Annotated in this window: 25 protein-coding genes; 5 read left to right on the forward strand and 20 right to left on the reverse strand. The window is 34.7% G+C overall.

The window, feature by feature from the left end:
- Positions 1-11 precede the first annotated feature (11 nt).
- The 14 genes from KCG49_RS04205 to KCG49_RS04270 form a co-directional block, all read right to left on the reverse strand.
- On the reverse strand, positions 12-434 hold the full coding sequence (locus KCG49_RS04205; protein WP_218544951.1) for a hypothetical protein: 423 nt from the start codon (positions 432-434) through the stop codon (positions 12-14).
- A 29-nt stretch (positions 435-463) separates the two neighbouring features.
- Positions 464-883 carry an LvrA C-terminal domain-related protein gene (locus tag KCG49_RS04210; protein WP_218544952.1) on the reverse strand — a complete coding sequence of 140 codons (420 nt, stop codon included), beginning with the start codon at positions 881-883 and terminating at the stop codon, positions 464-466.
- A complete protein-coding gene (locus KCG49_RS04215; protein WP_218544953.1) occupies positions 883-1,197 on the reverse strand; it encodes a hypothetical protein in 315 nt (104 codons plus the stop codon). The genes KCG49_RS04210 and KCG49_RS04215 overlap by 1 nt, the downstream gene beginning before the upstream one ends.
- A 437-nt stretch (positions 1,198-1,634) precedes the next feature.
- On the reverse strand, positions 1,635-2,045 hold the full coding sequence (locus KCG49_RS04220; RefSeq protein WP_218544954.1) for a hypothetical protein: 411 nt from the start codon (positions 2,043-2,045) through the stop codon (positions 1,635-1,637).
- A gap of 270 nt (positions 2,046-2,315) precedes the next feature.
- Positions 2,316-2,498: a hypothetical protein gene (locus tag KCG49_RS04225; RefSeq protein ID WP_218544955.1), complete on the reverse strand. Its 183-nt coding sequence runs from the start codon at positions 2,496-2,498 to the stop codon at positions 2,316-2,318.
- Positions 2,499-2,500: 2 nt separating this feature from the next.
- Positions 2,501-3,133: a DUF3164 family protein gene (locus KCG49_RS04230; RefSeq protein ID WP_218544956.1), complete on the reverse strand. Its 633-nt coding sequence runs from the start codon at positions 3,131-3,133 to the stop codon at positions 2,501-2,503.
- 5 nt (positions 3,134-3,138) lie between these two features.
- Positions 3,139-3,372, reverse strand: a complete 234-nt coding sequence (locus tag KCG49_RS04235) for a hypothetical protein (RefSeq protein ID WP_218544957.1) — start codon at positions 3,370-3,372, stop codon at positions 3,139-3,141.
- Positions 3,338-3,688 (reverse strand): hypothetical protein, encoded by a 351-nt coding sequence (locus KCG49_RS04240; RefSeq protein WP_218544958.1) that lies wholly within the window; start codon positions 3,686-3,688, stop codon positions 3,338-3,340. Before KCG49_RS04240 ends, KCG49_RS04235 begins: the two co-directional genes overlap by 35 nt.
- Complete coding sequence (locus tag KCG49_RS04245; protein WP_218544959.1) at positions 3,688-4,035, reverse strand: hypothetical protein; 348 nt, start codon at positions 4,033-4,035, stop codon at positions 3,688-3,690. The genes KCG49_RS04240 and KCG49_RS04245 overlap by 1 nt, the downstream gene beginning before the upstream one ends.
- A 3-nt stretch (positions 4,036-4,038) precedes the next feature.
- Complete coding sequence (locus KCG49_RS04250) at positions 4,039-4,680, reverse strand: DNA repair protein RadA family protein (protein WP_218544960.1); 642 nt, start codon at positions 4,678-4,680, stop codon at positions 4,039-4,041.
- A gap of 11 nt (positions 4,681-4,691) precedes the next feature.
- Positions 4,692-5,462 (reverse strand): AAA family ATPase, encoded by a 771-nt coding sequence (locus KCG49_RS04255; protein WP_218544961.1) that lies wholly within the window; start codon positions 5,460-5,462, stop codon positions 4,692-4,694.
- Positions 5,463-5,544: 82 nt separating this feature from the next.
- Entirely contained in the window at positions 5,545-5,889 is a 345-nt protein-coding gene (locus KCG49_RS04260; protein ID WP_218544962.1) for a hypothetical protein, read from the reverse strand.
- Position 5,890: 1 nt separating this feature from the next.
- Positions 5,891-7,921: a hypothetical protein gene (locus KCG49_RS04265; RefSeq protein ID WP_218544963.1), complete on the reverse strand. Its 2,031-nt coding sequence runs from the start codon at positions 7,919-7,921 to the stop codon at positions 5,891-5,893.
- Entirely contained in the window at positions 7,887-8,096 is a 210-nt protein-coding gene (locus KCG49_RS04270) for a hypothetical protein (RefSeq protein ID WP_218544964.1), read from the reverse strand. Before KCG49_RS04270 ends, KCG49_RS04265 begins: the two co-directional genes overlap by 35 nt.
- Before the next feature lie 74 nt (positions 8,097-8,170).
- On the opposite strand from KCG49_RS04270, the gene KCG49_RS04275 reads away from it, so the two are divergent.
- Entirely contained in the window at positions 8,171-8,650 is a 480-nt protein-coding gene (locus KCG49_RS04275) for a hypothetical protein (protein WP_218544965.1), read from the forward strand.
- A 173-nt stretch (positions 8,651-8,823) separates the two neighbouring features.
- On the opposite strand, the gene KCG49_RS04280 is transcribed toward KCG49_RS04275, so the two are convergent.
- A complete protein-coding gene (locus KCG49_RS04280) occupies positions 8,824-9,321 on the reverse strand; it encodes a hypothetical protein (RefSeq protein ID WP_218544966.1) in 498 nt (165 codons plus the stop codon).
- Between the two features lie 8 nt (positions 9,322-9,329).
- Between KCG49_RS04280 and KCG49_RS04285 the strand changes: the two genes are divergently transcribed.
- The 3 genes from KCG49_RS04285 to KCG49_RS04295 all read left to right on the forward strand — a co-directional run bounded on the left by KCG49_RS04285 (position 9,330) and on the right by KCG49_RS04295 (position 12,772).
- Positions 9,330-9,488, forward strand: coding sequence for a hypothetical protein (locus KCG49_RS04285; RefSeq protein WP_218544967.1), 159 nt, complete (start codon positions 9,330-9,332; stop codon positions 9,486-9,488).
- Between the two features lie 728 nt (positions 9,489-10,216).
- Positions 10,217-10,966: a tRNA pseudouridine(38-40) synthase TruA gene (gene truA / locus KCG49_RS04290; RefSeq protein ID WP_218544968.1), complete on the forward strand. Its 750-nt coding sequence runs from the start codon at positions 10,217-10,219 to the stop codon at positions 10,964-10,966.
- 36 nt (positions 10,967-11,002) lie between these two features.
- The gene (locus KCG49_RS04295; RefSeq protein WP_218544969.1) at positions 11,003-12,772 is read left to right on the forward strand and encodes an ABC transporter ATP-binding protein; all 1,770 of its coding nucleotides are present in this window, start codon (positions 11,003-11,005) and stop codon (positions 12,770-12,772) included.
- Here the strand turns inward: KCG49_RS04295 and KCG49_RS04300 are convergent.
- The 5 genes from KCG49_RS04300 to folP are packed head-to-tail and all read right to left on the reverse strand — an operon-like array spanning position 12,769 to position 16,640.
- Positions 12,769-13,560 (reverse strand): DUF3667 domain-containing protein, encoded by a 792-nt coding sequence (locus KCG49_RS04300; RefSeq protein ID WP_218544970.1) that lies wholly within the window; start codon positions 13,558-13,560, stop codon positions 12,769-12,771. The genes KCG49_RS04295 and KCG49_RS04300 overlap by 4 nt on opposite strands.
- The gene (locus KCG49_RS04305) at positions 13,561-14,358 is read right to left on the reverse strand and encodes a DUF3667 domain-containing protein (protein ID WP_218544971.1); all 798 of its coding nucleotides are present in this window, start codon (positions 14,356-14,358) and stop codon (positions 13,561-13,563) included.
- Entirely contained in the window at positions 14,358-15,140 is a 783-nt protein-coding gene (cdaA, locus tag KCG49_RS04310) for a diadenylate cyclase CdaA (protein WP_218544972.1), read from the reverse strand. The genes KCG49_RS04305 and cdaA overlap by 1 nt, the downstream gene beginning before the upstream one ends.
- A 33-nt stretch (positions 15,141-15,173) precedes the next feature.
- On the reverse strand, positions 15,174-15,863 hold the full coding sequence (locus tag KCG49_RS04315; protein WP_218544973.1) for a hypothetical protein: 690 nt from the start codon (positions 15,861-15,863) through the stop codon (positions 15,174-15,176).
- Positions 15,864-16,640: a dihydropteroate synthase gene (folP, locus tag KCG49_RS04320; RefSeq protein ID WP_256259881.1), complete on the reverse strand. Its 777-nt coding sequence runs from the start codon at positions 16,638-16,640 to the stop codon at positions 15,864-15,866.
- 192 nt (positions 16,641-16,832) lie between these two features.
- On the opposite strand from folP, the gene KCG49_RS04325 reads away from it, so the two are divergent.
- Positions 16,833-17,375: a DUF1599 domain-containing protein gene (locus KCG49_RS04325; protein ID WP_218544975.1), complete on the forward strand. Its 543-nt coding sequence runs from the start codon at positions 16,833-16,835 to the stop codon at positions 17,373-17,375.
- Positions 17,376-17,439 lie beyond the last annotated feature (64 nt).

A 17,439-nucleotide genomic window follows, 5' to 3' on the forward strand; every position in this document is an offset into this window, starting at 1 on the left:
ATATCAATTAATTATAATCTGCCATTAGGGTCAGGTATTTCCATTTCTATAGATTCCTTAATCACCTCTAAAGGATAGTATTTTTTACTTTCGTATTCTATGGATTCAAGCAATTTGAACTTTAATGATTTAGTGCCAAGATGATGGAAACTTTCTGTTATTTTCTTAGCTATATCTGACATATACAGTTGAGCGCTACTGTCCTTTTTAGGGTCTTTAATTTTCAGTTTTATGTAACCATGCTCGCTAAGGTGTATAAACCATTTTTGAGAGTCCTCTTCGTCTTGAAAAATACTTACTCTAGGTTCTTTTTTAGCATCCATTAATTCAACTGCTTTTGAGTTGATATAAATCGTTCCTTTTGAGGTTACAGACACTTTTGGGAATGTGTTGTGATCTCTTCCTGTTGTTCTTTCAACTAGTCTTAGTTTCATGATAATATAGTTTTAATTAATATTCATTTTTAATCCAACCATCGTTTTTGGCGTAGGTAGGTATCCGGTAATGGGGTTGATAAATTTTTGACCCGGTAACGGCTCTTTAGTTTTGGTATAAAGGCAATAGCATTATACCTATCGTCATCCTTCAGCTTTTTCCAAAGGTCCTGACATACCTTTTTTTTCATCTTATCGTCGTACTCGTTCCAGAAGACCCCGAAGCTGAGATCGGGTTCGCCTTTGGTGATCTCAAAACCTTTTTTGTTATTGAAGAAGTCCATGTCCTTTTCTAGCTTAATAATTACGCTGTGGACGTATTTTGCTGCTTTTTTGGTCAATTCCCTGCCACTGTATTTAAACTCTATTAAATAGCCGTTTAAATCGAATTTAAAGAAGAGCTGACCTCCACTTTTTGAAACTACCGTATATGTGGTCTCGAGTGCCATTATGCTAGTTTTTGGTCTAATTTTTCAAAGAAGCTCTGTGCATAGTGCGGTAACTTTAAAACCATCATGGTTTTGTGCATGCAGTCAGCTTCATAAAATTCCAAGGAAAGCTTAAAATGCTTCTTTTTGTCCTTGTGCGACAATACTTTTTTAGCGAGCTTAATTCTAATGCTTTCAAGTAAACTGTAAAGCGATTTCATCTTTCGATTTTTTTCACCTGCGTATGGTATCTCTGGCATATCGAAGTCCAATGAAGCATAAGCTTCTTTTAGCTCATTAGCCGTTATATTCAATTCTATTTTTGGAATAATCATAATTTCGATTCTTGATAAATGGTTACTATTTCGGTGTTTTTGTAATCCTCAATGCTCATGTTCTCTATAAAGCTGTTCTGATGGTTTAGCCTTGTTACTTCTGACATTAGATTTAGCGCTTGGTGGTACGGCAAAGATGAGTGCTGCATAAACTCTAGATAGAGGTTAATAAAGTAGGTGTTCTCACTATGCTTAGCCTGCCAGTCCATTATCAACAGTCTATCCTTTCAATGAGTTTTGTGTTACAATCTAAACACCAAGTCTCTATCATTTCGCATGTGCATGTATAATCTACTACCACATCGACCTTGGTATGGTGCGGACAATACATGTCCGGTTCCTGATCGACGATGCTTTTTGTCGCAGAAAATATCATTGATAAGATGACCAATACTATTATTACTATGCCCAAGGTCAGAAATAAGTTGTCCAACATATTATTTGTATTTTTTGGTTATCATTGATTCTAAACAGCTGATAAGCTTACTGGTCTCTTTAGTGTCCATTTGCTGAAGTGGTTTTGGCACTGGACTTTTTTTAGACTTTAAAAAATTGCTGAGTCTGGCCATATCTGCAACCTCACCGTGCTTATCGTTTGGTATGGTCCATCCCAGTTGACGCATAAGGCTTAAGATGTAATTATGCTGTTGGTTACCGATGTTGAATTTGGCCCAATTGGTCACCAGTTTCTTTTTGAGCTGATCGGCTTGATGCATGGTGAGTTCCTTGGCGGTTTTTGCGCTGCCGTTGGTCATTTCACCAACGTGCATGGCTTCGGTGTCCTTGCAGTAGCCAAAAAGCCTGTAGAGGCTTTTACGCTGGCCTGAAGTGGATAATACGTGTTTCATTTTCGTGGTTTTGAGAGTAGTACGCTGAGTATTATAAAGGCTATAGCAATAACTACCAGATTAATAATCTGTAGGACTTGTAATGACATAAGATTTGGGTTTTGGGTTAAAAACAGGCTGGCTTCCCAGCCTGTTGTGTCTTTCCCTGCATTGATGGTTTATGGCTTCGTGCAACGTCCGCTTAATAAATTGACAGTTGATTATTTGTACCTGCTTTCCAAAGGCTCGGGAGGTCAACTGCCAGTTACATTCAAGGCGCATCAACCGTGACTACGGCTTTTTGTTATTCGTTGCATCCTCCCGACTTAGTGCTTTTACATGCTTATTAAAAGCTTCGTATTCGGTAGTGGTCAGTTCTATCTTGGCAATCCAGTTGCCGTCAATATCTTTCTGTACCAGTTTTTCGTTAACCAATATTTGGCGCTCGTTGGGTTGTTGGATTTGTACACACATAATTATATACTTGAAAGGTTTAAATCCACATTCTGATATTCGCCATGCTCATCCTTTTGCCATACCCTAAAGTAAGTTTTGCTCTTTGGTTTTCTGACCGCTTGATTTATCAATGCAACCGCTTCACTAAACAAAGGATCGTTTATCTTAGATTCGTAACGGCTAAGGTTCATCACCTGCTTTACATCCATTTTGCCTGATCGCTGCGTCTCAAAAGCATCGGTGATCATCTCTTTTACAAAGTCATTTTTCGATTCTATATTCTGATCCAGGAACTCATCAAATTTTGACTTTGCCGCCTCGATGGTGAGATCATCAAAACGAATAGGCTCACTTATGGACACCTCTATCTTAATACTACGGTCGAAGTTATACCAAGTGAAATTGCCCTTGGTTTTTGTCTTTGAGTTTTTTTCTTTCATAAAGACCTTGTAAGCCTCATCAGACAGCTTACGAATCAAATTCTTAAACTCTGACAACTTTTTGTTAAGGCTAATGGCACTTTTTAAAATCCTTGCTGAGGAACGCTCATGCAAACGTTCTGCCTTTGTGGTTCTGTTGTAGGGAATTGATACTCCGCTTTCGTCAATCCATTCTTTATCCCTTGAGGTGTGGTAAGTTGCTGTGTTTTTCATATCTATTATTTATTAAATTCTATTACTAATCCGTGAGTGGCTCCAGTTGACTTTATGGAGAAATCCATTTCGTAGTCTGCAGCTATGTTCTGTATCGATAGGCAATCGTCTGCCGTAATCACTTTGTGCACAAATACGGTTGCGCTTTCTATGTTACCATCACCATCGACGAGGCCATGTGGCACACTCTTTGGAAAGGTCTGTTTAACTGTATCTTTGAATGATTTTAGTATTGTCATTTTCAATTGTTTTTGTTATATACTTTACCACATCAAATGGTTTCCATGTTCTACCATGATCTTCACTTTCTTCTAATTCCCTGTAGCTATTGTACCTCAATAATGGCCGTTTCCAATTTCTTTCCTTTATCATATTGCTGATATTAAGAATATGGCCGTAAGGCGTCTCGTTGACCAATGCTGGAGCTTCCGGGTTACCATAATTGATAATGATCTGTCTATGCAACCAATAGCGGTCTGCAATTGTAAGTAGGTCTATTAGCGTGTCGTAACTTAGTATGTTTAGCAAATGCTTTATGTAAATGGCTCTGGTCATTAATTTATCTGTGGATTTCCGATGATATTATTGGTCTTGCTTTTTGATGCCCTTAACAGGGTTAATGGATACAGTCTTTTAATCTTTATGGTCTCGATTTTATAGATGCGCTCCATTTCTCGTTTTGAAGCCACGGAATGAAAAGGTTCTGCCATATCCAAAAAGGATTCTTGCAGCTTCTTGTACTCAAACAACCACCAATTGAATAGGGCATTGTTTGCCATTAGCTTTTGAAGCTCTAAATCGTCCTTAGAATACATCTCGCACCAATATTGATAATGCATTATGGTGAGCATCTCCAGTTGATGGGACGTGCATTGCAGTAAAGTTGTTAATTCGTGTTTCATTTCTTATAGTTTTAAATCGTTCCAGTAATCCTCAGCACCTTGATGCCAAATGACGTAGGGCTTGGTTAACTTACCTCTAGAAGCGCGACTTTTAGAAAAGGCCTTAAAGCCTTCGACATCGATTTTGATGTCGGCATCGTATTCGATATGCCGTGCCAAGGATCCTACGGGATTTTTACCTTGTACATGGCTGTTGATAATGAATACAATCAATGGGTTTTCAGACTGAAGCGCTTTATAATTCTGAAGGCTCATAAAGGCATACTGTATAGAGTCTATCACACAGAATCTGACGCCACGTGAGCGCTTTAACCTTACGCGCATATCTTCAATAGGTTCCCGGTGCAAAAAGTTGATGTTCTTTTTTTCGGACTCGGTAAGGTTCTGTTCCTTAACCGCATCTTGCATAGAAAGCCTGGCACCTTCCTCGAGTGAATTGTAATACACTTTCCCGAACTTGCTGAGCTCTTTTATAAGCTGCAGTATTAAGGTGGTTTTACCCTGACCGGATTTTCCTTTAATAAACCAAGTGCCCCCCTGTTCTGGTCTTCCCAATAATTCTCTAAATCGACCTGTTAGAGGTATTTCAATGAACTTTGTTTTTAGTAGTTGATCTACCGAAATTGCTTTTTTTAGTTTGGCCAATGTTGAGGGCTTTAGGCGGTTTGTTTTAGTTTGTAAATGTCTATGTCCCTGCGTACACGCCTCAAATCATCCTCGCAATTATTAAAGATGTATTGTATCTCATCGTCATCATCCACACCATTGGCGTTGCATATCAGCTTTACATCTTTGAATGTGATATGGTCTAGCTCTATGAACTTTCTACCGATACGGCTGTAAAATTCCTCGTAGCCAATTTTTTGGCGGTGCACACCTTTAAGGATGCGTTTCTCTAAGGCTTTGACACCTGAGATCATAAATCCGCAATGGCCATTTAGGTCATTGTAGAAATCCATAAAAAGGTCTAATTGTGGGTCCTTAAGTTTGTCGGCCTGGTCCAATATCACTAATGGATTTTCAAGCGACATAAGGTGTTTTAAAAACCGAGCCAGTAGTTCTTCAGTCTTTCCATAGCTATCAAGACCCGAAGCCACTAAAAGTGCTTTTAAATAAGACTTTTTGGTCCATGAGGTTTTGCACTGCAGATAGATGGTGCTATTGATATTGCTTTTCCAATACGCTTTGAAGGTTTCACTTTTACTTTTACCAGCCGTATCGGATATCGCTATGCTAATGCCTTGTTTTTTTGACGTGTTGAGGAAGTGGGTTATGAGTTTAAAGTTCTCTATTGCAACCGTTTTCCATTCAAAATCCAAGAACAAACGCTTTTGGATAATGCGCCACATTTCATTACTGATCAGGTTCCAGTTGTTATTGATAATCTGACTCACAATGGCAGTAGAGACTTCGAGAAGTTTAGCCATATGACTCTGGCTTGTTTTTTGACATAGAATCGAGAGCTCGTTGGCTATGGCGATTTTGTTTTCGTTTTGCATTTTGAATTAATTAAGGTTCTACAATATTTATTTTCTCTATTTCATACAATCTGATAACATCATGACTTCTAGGAAGCTCAGGGACATCTCTCAAAATGTCTTTAGCAGATACTTTTACTTTAAAGGGCTTTGGCTTTCTAAATAGTATATAATCCCAAAAGCTCTGACGTTTCGGATAGAATAAAACTTCCTCTTCACCTAATTTCCTTGAAGCTATATATGATACCAGAGCCATCTGCATTTCATTTATATATGGATTACACTCTTGAATAAAAATTCTAGTATCCCTGAAATAAGGAGGTAGATTGATATGTTCAATAGCTATTTTCTCTAATTTGTACTCTAAGTCTCTCATTTTACATTCTGTTATAAAAGGACTCGGCCTCGGCTTCACTGCGCTGTTGTTTTGGTAGTTTGCCACCAAACTTTATTTTGAGTTCCTGATCCTTTATCAATTGTTCTGGAGTAATACCAGTTTCTTTTTGTATCTGTTGAATTTTGCGCTTGGCTTCAGCTTCCTCGGTTTTACGGACGTCATAATCTTTTTTCCATTGGGCTTTGTCACCTTCTTGCTGAAGTACCGGAAGCTGCTGTTGTTTTCTTACCTGTTGGGCATCGGCGACGTACTGCTTATCTCCGTTAGGTAGCTTTAGATAAAGGCTGACGTAATTGTCTAGGTTGTCTGGATCGTACTTTACAAAGAACTTTTTATTGACCCAGCGCTCTCTAAACCTTAGGTCTATATCACCATTGACATTGTAAACCTCGAAGTGGTGTTTTTGCTTTGCAATTTCAACACGTATGCCATCGGCTCTGTAGGTAATGGTATCTGAAGTGTACACCCAGAACATATCGATCATATCGAGGTAGCTCACATCCTCCTTCATTAATTGCTCCTCTTGGTAAACCTCGTTTCTGCTTTTGTTGTATTTAGCATGCTTGGCTTCGTTCCATTCCTGGACACAGAGTTCCCAAGCCTTAATTAGTTCTTGCTTGGTTGGTAGTTTGTCAAGATTTGACAAAATGAAGTCCATATTAGGCTTATTGTTATCGGTACGGACTTTAATGGATTGCTTATCACTGAACCACCATGAGTTAATAACCTGCTGTTGTAGGCGGTTGAAAATACCTTCAGCTGGTGAGCTATGCTCATAAGCCGCATGTTGGTAATGAACACCTCCCTTTTTAGCTACCATTTTACCATATAGCTCCTGCATTCTAGTTGAGGTATGACCAGACTGACCATCGTAAGTGAATAAATATGGCCTTGTTTGAGCGTTGTTAAACGCCATTTTAATAGCATTAAAATGGTCGATATGGTTTTCAGTTTCGCTGAAGGACCAGCCGATGATCTTCTCTGAGTAAACATCTATGACCGGATCTATCTTAAACTTAGCAGCTGCACCGAGTTGATTGTCGTAGTAGTGCATCCAATCGATTTTGGATCCATCTATAGCCCAATATGCATTTGGGAACCATTGGTCTTTGTCCCTTACGAGCTTGTGACCGTATTTGTTTCTGTAAGTTTCAATGCCATCTCTGGATATCATCCACAGCTTCTCCTGTTCTGGTTCGTATAGCCATTTGTAGATAGCGGATTCTGATAGTTCTGGCCAGTCGCGCTTTTGGGCTTCCTTATTGTAGAGCATGTGAAGTACCGGTACCACAATTTTATTAGGCATTGAGTATTGAGCTATGAGCCACTTGGCAATATCGCCTTTGATTTTTTGAGCTGCTTTGTTGTTTGCGTTCTTATGTACCAGGAACTCGTAACCCTCTTCTTTAAAACCATTTGCCTTACGCTCTAGCGCACGCACGTTAGTAGGTAATTTGTGAGGATATTTTTTAGTTTTGGTATTTGGGTAGCATTCAGACTTAAGGTCTTTAATGATGTTAGTCAATTTTTTCTTAAGGTCGCCTTTCTTTGATTTTTTTCGACGCTGTTTGATCTTATGATCGTAGTTAATCAGTATCTCGTTGTAAAGGTTTAGTATTTCGGCTTCGCAGATGTATTGGGCTTGTTTTTTGTTTGGGATGCCTCGGCCGTCTTCGTAGGTATAGGTTTTGTAAAAATCAATTGCTTTATAGTCTGTGGTGATCTGATTTGTAAAGGTTTCGCGATCGTCTTTTAGATAAGGGTTACCAAAGGATCTAATAATGACGTTTTTTAGATCTTCGGGTATGCTAGCGAATTCTATTAGACCGGATCTACCACGTCCTTTTGTCCGGATTCGGTTAAGCTTTCCTCTTTGTACCCATTTTTGAAAGTTGCTATAACTTAAAATTGAGAGGTGATTGTAGAACACATCCTGATCAACACAAATCGTATTTAGATAGTTTTCGTACACAGGACTATTGTTCCACATTGATTGATTCGTAATACTCAATTATTTCTCGAGCTGCTTTAAGAATATTTTGAGCTTTATCGTTTTCTGGGTCAGATTCTGATTTTAATATCCTTGACACGTAGGAATGAGAGCATTCAAACTTTTTAGCCAGACCACTTGCATTTACCATTTTAATCTGGGTTTCCGTAAGTGGGATAAATTTTTTTGTGTACATTAGTTCAAGAATTTGAACAAATATAATAGAAAGTTTTCTAAAAAAGCAAACTTTATGAGATATATTTCTAATTTATGGATGGAATAGTTTCTAAAATTAAAACCTATATTGATAATAATCAACTTACCGCAAGTGCTGTTGAGCGCTCTATTGGCGTGTCTAACGGAACTTTATCCAAAGCTTTAAAAAAAGGTACTAGTATAAATACCGCTACTTTAGAAAAGTTTCTAAACACCTACAAAGATTTCAAACTTACTGATAATTACAACGATGATTTTAGCATTGATAGAAATTTCAACGATGAATCTTTGAGCTTAAACGAAAAAAGTGATAATAAAAAGTTAAAGTTGGCTCATTCCATAAATGATGACACTTTCAAATTGAATCTTTTAAAGGAAATATTTGGTTTTGATAATGGTAAATTAGATTTGATACTCAGTAATCAGGAAAAGATTTTAGGTCTCTTGGATCGACAATTCATTAAAGATAATATTAAAAGAATAAGAGAGGAGATAATAAATGAGGAGAAGTCAGAAAATTTTAAAGAGCACTAGTTTATGTATTAGCGTAATTGTTCAAGATCTCATTGATATCAGCTTCAAGCAATGTACGATCTGCTTTAATTAAGTTATCTTCAATGTCCTGAATTATTTTTAAAAATTGGACCTTTGTTAAAGCTCCTTCTTTATAGGCGTTCTCGCTAGCTACTAGCAATATTTTTTGATTTTTATAATTCATTTTCAGATAGTACTCTTTTCTTTTTTTCGATTTCTCTAGTTATAGATTCTTTTTCTTTTTTATTGTAAGCAGTCCATACAAAGATTATTAGAATACAAGTTCCAAGAGCATAAAAATAAGTGTATTGTTTATCTACAATATTCAAGTCATAAATAATAAACCATAACTGTAAAGTGTATGAGTACAAGGGTACTACATACGCAATCAGTTTTGTTTTTAAATGTGCTGCAATGATAAGTAACAATGGAGATACAGTTACAGAAATTGACCAGATCAAAGTTTCAAAATCATAGGAGTCATATCTCGAGGGTAGTGAAAAATTTATATCTAAAAAACCAATAATCTTATCTGTGTATAAGACTATACCAGATAAGATTACTAAAACAGTTCCTAAAAAACTTGACTTTAAAAAATTGAATTGACTAGGAGATACCGTTTCCTGGTCTTTTAATTTTTGTCTTGTCAATTTTTGTGATTTTTTGGCCATTAATATCAATGATTAAATCATTACTTAACGACAGTGCGAATAATGCGCAAAACACCCATGCGCGGGTAATTGTAGGTTTCATAGATTTGGGTTTTAGGCTTTTGGGAAGCCAATTATTGGTTGCTAATCTACAATATTACAACCATTTAACCAAATCTTGCAATTAATACACCACTGCTTTAGTAAAACTATTTGACTAAATTAAGTTATTATAACTAAAAATATTTACGGTTTTTCCGCACATTTTCTATGAAAAAAACATTAGAATGTTAAAAAAGTACATTAAACTTTCATAATATAAAAGCCTACTGAAAATGTAACTTATTAAAAAACAGCATTTTGATTTATTTGTGACCATAAATTTAAATGCATTATCCCTATGTGTTAATTTAAATTAAGTTCATTTAAATTACTTTTTAAGTAACTATAACCGATACTGTAAGCTTAAAATTTCGGTTTTTGTCCATCCTATTGTCCATCCTATTGTCCATCCTATGATTTTTTAGTAAAAATCTGTTTAATTGTTCTTTAGTAATTTTGCCATTATAGCACAGTTATTATTGCACTACTTTGAATGCTTGTAATAGTAATTTTTAAGCGGTTTTAAAGCAAGAATTGTAGTTGTTTAAGGTTAGTGTATATTTGTTGTTTAGAAAAAGGAAGTGTAATGGTATAAAAACGGTAGTTATTGTACAATTTGTTTTTAATAGCGAAAAAACAAAAAACGTCCGAAAGCTTTTAAAAATATACCTTTTTTGGACTTTTTATAATATTTACTTTGTACTATTTAATTTAATACCCCTACGATAAATCGGAAATTTTCATCTTTATAATTTAGCATTTCTTTAGTAACTAAAACCGTTATCTTTGTGCTTTCACAAAAGTAAGATTTCTATTGCGATTTTTCATTGAGTTTTCATATAATGGTAAAGCCTATCACGGTTGGCAAATTCAACCTAATGCTATTTCTGTACAAGAAGTGTTGGAAAAAGCATTAAGTACAATTTTGAAAACTGGAATAACCGTGGTTGGGGCAGGTAGAACAGATGCAGGTGTACATGCTTCGCAAATGTTTGCACATTTTGATTTTGCAGAAACGTTTAACTCAAAGGATTTAGTTTATAGGCTAAATTCTTATTTGCCAAAAGATATTGCCATTCTCAATATTTTTGAAGTACAGCCCAACGCACATGCTAGATTTAATGCTACAAGTCGAACTTATCATTATAAAATTTCGACTTCCAAAAATGTGTTTGACTATGATTTTGCTTATCAAGTGCAATTACCTTTAAACGTTGATGCCATGAACGAAGCATGTAAAATCTTATTTAAGTATAAGGATTTTCAATGCTTTTCTAAAAGTAATACAGATGTAAAGACTTATAATTGCGATATTAAAACGGTATTTTGGACTATAAACACGAATCAACTTATATTTACAATTACAGCAGATCGGTTTTTGCGTAACATGGTTAGAGCAATTGTTGGCACAATGGTAAATATAGGATTGGGAAAATTAAAGCCAGAAGATATGAGTTATATTATAGCATCTAAGGATAGAGGCAGAGCGGGTTTTTCGGTGCCAGCACATGGCTTGTACTTGGTAGAAGTTGTTTATCCCGAATCGCTTAGATTAAAAAGTTAATTTTAAAAGAGATTTCTGCGCATGCGGAAACTAAATATGGCAGAAGAACAAAAGAAAATATTTGATGTTTCGCTCTTTAAGCGTTTGTTGGAATACATAAAACCATATCGTAATATTTTTGCGATTTCTTTGATTTGTGTAATCGGACTTGCAGTTTTTGGAGCCATGAGACCTTATGTATTAAAAGAAGCGATTGATGTTAAAATCGCTAATAAAGAATACAATGGTTTTGTTTTCTACATTACTATTATGTTTGCTTTATTAGTTTTTGAAGTTATTTCGCAACTACTCTTTATATATTATGCAAGCTGGCTCGGACAGTCTGTAGTTAAGGATATTCGTGTAAAACTATTTAAGCACATTCTAAATTTTAAGATGACTTATTTTGACAAGTCGTCTGTTGGAGTTCTTATTACCAGAGCTGTGACTGATATGGAGCGTATTGCAGATATTTTTGGTCAAGGGCTTTTTATGATATTCAGTGATATTTTAAAGATGTTAGTTGTAGCCATGGTTATGGCATTTATAAACCTAAAATTAGGTTTGATTGTTTTTGCGACTATGCCAATAATAATAATTGCCACTAAGATTTTTCAGAAGTATATGAAACGAGCTTTTGAAGATGTACGTACCGAAGTATCTAACTTAAATTCCTTTGTGCAAGAACGTGTTACAGGCATGAAAATCTTACAATTATTTACGCGTGAAACCACTGAGTACAAAAAATTTAAAGCCATAAATGAGCGTCACAAAAAAGGTTGGTTAAAAACAGTTTGGTATAATTCTATTTTCTTTCCGATTGCAGAATTTGTGTCTTCGGTAACTTTAGCTTTAGTTATTTTAGTTGGCGGTTTTGGTGTAGTTTCGGAAGTTTCAGGTACAACAATGGGAGATTTAATTTCGTTTACCATGTTTATTCCCATGTTGTTTAGGCCTTTAAACCAAATTGCCAATAAATTTAATACCTTACAAATGGGTATGGTGGCAGCAGATCGAGTATTTAAGGTATTGGATACAGAATCTAATATTGATGATCTGGGTACCATAGAAGCGAATCATTTTAAAGGAAAGATTGAATTTAAAAATGTGCGTTTCTCTTACATCAAAGATGAAGAAGTTCTAAAAGGTGTATCTTTTAATGTTGAAGCTGGTGAAACTGTTGCCATTGTTGGTGCTACAGGTGCTGGTAAATCTACGATAATCAATCTGTTGAATCGCTTTTATGAAATTGATTCTGGTACTATTTGTATAGATGGTATTGATATAAAAAATATGACGCTAAATTCTTTGCGCAATCAAATAGCGGTAGTGCTACAAGATGTGTTCTTATTTGCGGATACCATTCTTAACAACATTAAACTTAACAATGAATACATAACGGAAGAAGATGTTGTAACAGCTGCAAAAGCCATCGGTATACATGATTTTATTTCTACGCTTCCTGGTGGTTATCATTATAATGTAAAAGAGCGCGGTGTTATGTTGTCTTCTGGTCAGCGCCAATTAATTTCGTTTTTAAGAGCCTATGTCACCAATCCTAGTATTTTAATATTGGACGAAGCGACATCTTCTGTAGACTCTTATTCGGAGCAATTAATTCAAGATGCAACAGATACTATAACTAAAGGAAGAACTTCTATAGTTATTGCGCACCGTTTGGCTACGATTCAGCAAGCCGATAAAATTATCGTAATGGACGCTGGACAAATCGTGGAAATGGGTACGCACAAGTCCTTACTTAAAAAGAAAGAGGGCTATTATAAAAACCTCTACGAAGTTCAGTTTTTAAAGGTTGAAGCTATCTAAGGTGATTTCTTGGGGGTAAAATCTTCAAGGTTTACCACACCAGTTGCAACCATAATAAAGAATACCGCTATAGATATAATAATATAGGCGACCATAAATAAGGCTAGAGAAATTAAAGCTTTTAATATTAAGTTTCCTGTAGATAGTTTAAATATTCTTTTAAGCATGTAGCTGTGATACAAAAACATTAAAGGCCATGTGCAGAAACTAAACAGAAGATAGTACTCTGGTATGGTTAAAAGTGCAATCTGAGCTGCGAATACCAAAAGAATACTCATTAAAGACATGGAGTATAGATAAATAATGATATGCTCGGTAAAATTGTACTTTTTATCTAAAAAGGTAATCCAAGAGATTAAAGCCAACAGCGGTATTAAAAATGAATAAAATAAGGAGTTATATTCTAAAGCGCCACCAGATGTAGCGTCAAATATATCCTGACTTGCTTTTACTCCTTCAAATAATGTTGAAAAATCTAAATGCTGAATATAGAATTTTTTCAATATAAATACAGAAATACCAGATAGGGTCAGCGATAATCCAAAAAAGCTAATTGGGTTAATATATTTCTTTCTAACACCATTGATATAACCAACGATAACATCTTCAGGATTTTTAAAGAGTTGTACAAAAGTTCGTAATAATTTATTATCGTAGTTAAAGAAAGTTTCGCTAAGATGTTCAAAAAGATTTTTAAAGTTTAAACGTTTTCTAATCACTCTGCCACCACAACTTTTACAATAGTCGTCTTGTTCTTGTAGTTCGGTATGACAGTTTTTGCAATTCAATTAGATATTTAGTTTTCCTGTTGCAAATAAATAAATTACTGCGATTACTAATATAATAACCATTATGATTGAGAAAACAATCGTATATATGATGTAGGCCCCAATATATCTAATTAATGAATTTATATAGGACAAATTATACAATCTCTTAAATATATATGCTCCATATAAAATTAATGGAGGAGTTATGATTATGGAAGCAATGAGATAATCAAAAACATTAAAAACTGCCATAATAGTAATAACAACAAAATTGACAAAAATAGTTTGTGCTGTTATGTAAAGATTAATAACCAAATGCTCAGTATAGTTATATTTTCTTTTATCTAAATAGATTAACCATGTTCCAATAGCAATAAAAGGCATTAACACAGAAAAGAATATACCTTGAGAATTACTAAAAAAATCTGCAGAATTAGCAAATGGATTGTTATTTCCAGTACCACTCACTTTAAAAGTTTCCTTAAACGCTTCGAATTGCGGTTCTAAAAATTCAGAAAAAAATTGTTTTAAAAGAAACATCTGAAATCCCAGTAAAGTCAAAGAAATCGCATAATAGGTGATGGCATTAATATACTTTTTGCGTGTACCATCTATAAATCCTCCAATAACATCTTCGGGAGTTGTAAACAAACAAATTAATGTTCTTAAAAACTTGTTGTCTAAAGATAAAAATTCCTGATTAACCTGTATAGCCAACACTTTCGGAGTCAACCGATTTTGAATAACCTTTGCTCCGCACTCATCACAATATTTTTGAGTGTCATTTAGGATTTTGTTACAGTTTTTGCAATTCATCAAGCTAAGTCTTCTTTAATCTTTTTTGTAAGATCGTCCGTGTCTTTAAACATAACAAACTCCCCACTTTTAAAATAGGAAATTTGCCCAGTTTCTTCACTTACTGCAATAGCCAAGGCGTCTGTTTTTTCAGTAATACCTACAGCAGCTCTATGTCTTAGGCCAAAACGTTCAGGAATGTTTTTTTCATTATTTACAGGAAGAATAACACGTGTTGCCTTTACAACATTATTGTCAATAATAATAGCACCATCGTGCAAAGGGCTATTCTTAAAAAAGATGCTTTCTATGATAGGTTGCGAGACTAAAATATTCATTTCATCTCCAGTATTTGTGAGAAAATCCAGATTGTTATTGCGCTCAATAACTATAAGTGCGCCAGTATTTGTGGCACCCATTTTATTGCAAGCGTTAATTATGGCATCTACATCTGTTGTGGTTTGGTCGTCATTTTTAAGGAATTTAAAATTCTTGAAAATGCCTTTTTTGCCACCAATATTTGTGGATCCTACGAGTAATAAAAATTTTCGAATTTCGGGCTGAAAGACTACAATAAGCGCAATAATACCAACCTTCATAAAGCCATCAAAGATGCTGTAAAGCATATGCATTTGGAGGTAATCTGTTAAGCGCCATGCAAAATAGATAATAAGTATACCAATAAAAATATTGATGGCAACAGTACCTTTTACAAGTTTGTAGATGTAATAGAGTAGGATGGCAACGAGAAAAACGTCAACAAAGTCTATAAGTCTAAAATCCCAAAGTTGTAAGTTCTCCAAAGGTTAGTGTTTTTGCTAATTTAAGAATTTAAGTTAATAAATGATTTCGTCATTACTTATTTCAGACATTTCATTTGTAAACATTAGAACTTTATGTTTTAAATTGATATAGCTTTGAAAGCTTAATCTTTTGTCAAATGATAAAGTGATTTTATTTTTATTTTCCCTGTATGAATCAAAATAATCTTTATTAAAATAGGGCTTTAGTGCCATTGTTTCCTCTTTAGTTTGTTTTCCTCCAAAAAGTTCTGTTATACTAAAAACATCATTTGAAAAAAAATGAATATAAACAGTCCTTATTTCATTGTCTATATTTTGGTTGTTTTCATAAGAGTTAATATTTGTAATAAAGTCAACATCCGTAAACTCAACAAACCCCAAATTGCCAATGCTTGTATCGTTACAAGTAAAATAGTTTTTGGCATTTTCATTCATATGTATCTCTGCATTTCGCTTTTTATCTTGTAGAAATTTAATATGTGGAATGGCTTGTCGTAAAGTCAATCGTTTGTCTACATTGACTAACCAATTGGTTGTGCTAATGAGGTTTTTTCTATTCAATAAAGTAGAATCTGGTTGTGTTTCGTCATAAAAAATATAAGCCGGTGAAACATCCAAGACTTTAGTAATCTCTGCGTTTTCAATTTCGGGTAGCTGTAAAACACGTTCGTTATTACAACTTAAAGTCAATAAAATTAATAATAAATAAAAATAACGATTCATTTAGCCGATAGTTAATTGATTATACAAGGTTATACATTCCATAGCTTCTTTTACATCGTGTACACGTAGAATTTTTGCTCCTCTTTGCAGTGCAACCATGTGTAATGCTGTGGTTCCGTTTAAAGCTTCATTTGCTGTTGTATCGAACGTTTTATAAACCATGGACTTTCTTGAGATTCCGACCAAAATAGGTTTATCCGCAAGTTGAAAAAGGTTCATTTTATTTAGCAGTACATAGTTTTGCTCTAGGGTTTTTGCAAAACCAAAACCTGGATCAATAATGATATCGTTTATATTTTCAGCATGTGCTTTTGTAATCCGTTCTGCGAAATAGAGATTAATATCCTTAATTAAATCTTCATAATCGGTTTGTTGTTGCATGGTTTTAGGATTTCCTTTCATATGCATCATTATGTACGGAACACCTAATTTTCCAACGGTTTCTAACATGGTTTTATCTAATTTTCCAGCCGAAATATCATTAATAAGTGCAGCACCAGCTTCAATACTTTTTTTAGCTATTTGACTTCTAAAGGTGTCAACGGAAATCAATGTTTCAGGAAAATGGTTTAAAATCATTTCAATTACAGGAATAACCCGATTCAATTCTTCTTCTTCAGAAACGAAGTCAGATCCTGGTCGCGAACTGTAGCCGCCAATATCAATGAACGTTGCACCTTCATTAAGCATGGTTTCTGCTTGTTTTAGAATTGCAGATTCATTTTTGTGTTGTCCACCATCAAAAAAAGAATCTGGAGTAACATTAAGTATTCCCATCACTTTAGGTGAGGTTAGGTCTATGAGTTTGCCTTTGCAGTTTATGGTTGTGGTATGATTCAAGATTATAAATTTAAAATCCAAAGTTATCAACATATTTCCAAACTTTTAAACGCTTTCCAAAACATTGAACTCGGAACTTTGAACTTTGAACTATTTAAGCGAAATTTACGCAAATTTTAATTGAACTTAATGCAAGAAACATCAAAACAATACGATGGAGTTATAGCAAAATGTAGAGCGCTTTTTGTAAACAAGATGAGTGATTATGGTAGTGCATGGAGAATTTTAAGATTACCATCGCTTACAGACCAGATTTTTATAAAAGCACAACGCATAAGAAGTTTGCAACAAAACTCGGTAAGAAAGGTTGATGAAGGTGAGGTAAGCGAATTTATAGGTATTATCAATTATTGTTTAATGGCATTAATTCAAATAGAAAAAGGTGTGGTTGAACAGCCCGATTTAAATACGGAAGAAGCAACTGAGCTTTATGATGAAAAAATAGCCTTAACCAAACAGTTGATGTTAGATAAAAATCATGATTATGGTGAGGCCTGGCGAGACATGCGCGTGAGTTCTTTAACGGACTTGATACTGCAAAAGCTATTGCGCGTTAAACAAATAGAGGATAATGCAGGTAAGACACTTGTTAGTGAAGGTATTGATGCCAATTATCAAGATATGATTAATTATGCGGTGTTTGCTCTTATCCATTTAGGTGAATTAAATTAATAATCAAAATCCAAGAGCCTAACTCTAAATACCAGGGTTTACAGTCTTGATTTTTATGGAATTT

Origin of the sequence: Winogradskyella luteola (assembly GCF_019203985.1) — a bacterium.
Lineage (GTDB): Bacteria > Bacteroidota > Bacteroidia > Flavobacteriales > Flavobacteriaceae > Winogradskyella > Winogradskyella luteola.